The organism is Caulobacter sp. CCH9-E1, assembly GCF_001556515.1.
Classification (GTDB): Bacteria; Pseudomonadota; Alphaproteobacteria; order Caulobacterales; family Caulobacteraceae; genus Caulobacter.
Genome location: NZ_LSJA01000066.1, coordinates 1 through 1686, shown reverse-complemented (window position 1 = coordinate 1686; position 1686 = coordinate 1). Strand labels below are relative to the sequence as shown.

At 71.5% G+C, this 1686-nt stretch carries 2 protein-coding genes; one reads left to right on the top strand and one right to left on the bottom strand.

Annotation, left to right across the window (positions count from 1 at the left end; genetic code table 11):
- Nucleotides 1-82 precede the first annotated feature (82 nt).
- Nucleotides 83-892, bottom strand: coding sequence for a CAP domain-containing protein (locus AX690_RS03410; protein ID WP_066730287.1), 810 nt, complete (start codon nt 890-892; stop codon nt 83-85).
- A 53-nt stretch (nt 893-945) separates the two neighbouring features.
- Here AX690_RS03410 and AX690_RS03405 point away from each other — a divergent pair, with 53 nt between their 5' ends.
- Nucleotides 946-1506, top strand: a complete 561-nt coding sequence (locus AX690_RS03405; protein ID WP_066730286.1) for a nucleoside 2-deoxyribosyltransferase — start codon at nt 946-948, stop codon at nt 1504-1506.
- The last annotated feature ends 180 nt before the right edge of the window (nt 1507-1686 follow it).

The following is a 1686-nucleotide window of genomic DNA, read 5'->3' as shown; positions in this document are numbered from 1 at the left end:
CGCTCTTGCAACCCCTGGGTCCCGGATAGCCTCTGCGAGGCTTCCGGGATGACACGGATGAGTTTCGGGAAGGCGTTTCCCCTCACTCCAGCACGAACACCGGCCCCCAGCCCAGCTGGTAGCGGTGCTCGCCCGAGGACAGGTGCGGCCGCAGCTGCCAGGCGCCCGGCTGCAGCACGTTGGGCGGCCGGCCCTCGACATAGGTGACGGTCAGCACCTCGCCGCCCGGTTCGGACACCGAGAACTGGCGGATCGGCGGGGCGGCGTTCGACAGGGCGCGGGCGATCTCGTCCGGGCCGCGCACGCGTAGCGGCGCGGGACCCGCCAGGCGCGCGGCCACCTCGGCATAGGCGCCGACGGCGACGACGCGAGGTCCCTGGCGCAGGACGCCGTAGCCGACATGGGTGAAGCTGGGGGCGACCAGGTTGGCGCGGTGGCCGGGGCTGTCGCGCCACTGGTTCATGATCTGGTCGGGCCGCACCGCGCCGTCGGCGTTGCGGCGCATGGCGATGTTCTCGGCCGGCGCGCCGACCAGGTCCCGGGCCAAGAGGCCGACGCGGCCGGCGGGGGAGTAGCCCTCCCGCGTCAGGTGGTCGAAGCGCTCGGTCACGGCCATGTCGGCGGCGTGGCCGCGGGCGGCGGCCGTCAGTCCCGGATCCCAGGCCAGCGGCGGCGCGCCTTCGCGGCGACGGATCAGATTATTGAGGTCCAGCAGCGTCCGCTCGAAATCCTCGTCGAAGTCGCCGCCGGGCGGATCGGCCAGCAGGCCGCGCAGGCGGCGCTCATAGGCCAGCCAGGGCTGGGCCGGGGCGGCGAGAGCGGCGGGAGCGAGGGACGCGGCGGCGACGGCCAGACCGCCGGCCAACAGGGTTCTTCGCGCGATGGACGTCATGCAGCTTTCCGACAAACATTGACAGGGTCGCTTCGGGGCCAGACGTAAGGCGCATGCGTCCCGTCCGTTCCCTCTGGCTCGCCGGCCCTCAGGTCTGGCTCCCCGATTCCGAAGCCCAAGCCGCCCGGGAGCGGGCGTTGTGCCTCGACGCCGGCTTCGAACCGCTGATCCCCGCCGTCATGCCCCCAGGGGAGGGCGGCGACGAACTGGCGGCCCGGCAGTTCTACGCGGCCCGCATGGCGCAATTGCGCCAGGCCGACGCCGCGATCGTCAATCTGACTCCGTTCCGCGGCCCCTCGGCCGACACGGCCGCGGTGTTCGAGGCGGGCGTTCTGGCTGGGCTGGGCCGCCCGATCTTCGCCTATCTGAACGTCGCCAGCGAGCTCGAGGCCGAGTACGTCGGCCGCGTCGACCAGATGCTGGGCGCTTCGCTCGATGAGAACCGTGTCTGGCGCGACGCCGACGACTGCCAGGTCGAGGACCACGGCCTGCCCGAGACCGTCATGCTGTGGGGCGAGGCCCGGCGGCTGTTCGTGATCGTGACGCACGATCCGTTGCGAGACCTGACGGGCCTGGAGTTGTGCCTGGAGGCGCTGGGGCTGTACGCGGAGTAGGGCGAGGCGCTGGATAGCAGATCAGCGGACGGCCTGAACGTCCGCCATGGGTGGTTAGGGGGCGTTCACGAATCCCTCTCTCTGGAGAGAGCGACTGTCTGGATGGTCAAGCGTTGGCCATTGCGTTCGCGCGTCCCTGGCCTTGGCGTTGAGGCGGACGAGGAGCTTTCGGGCGACGGC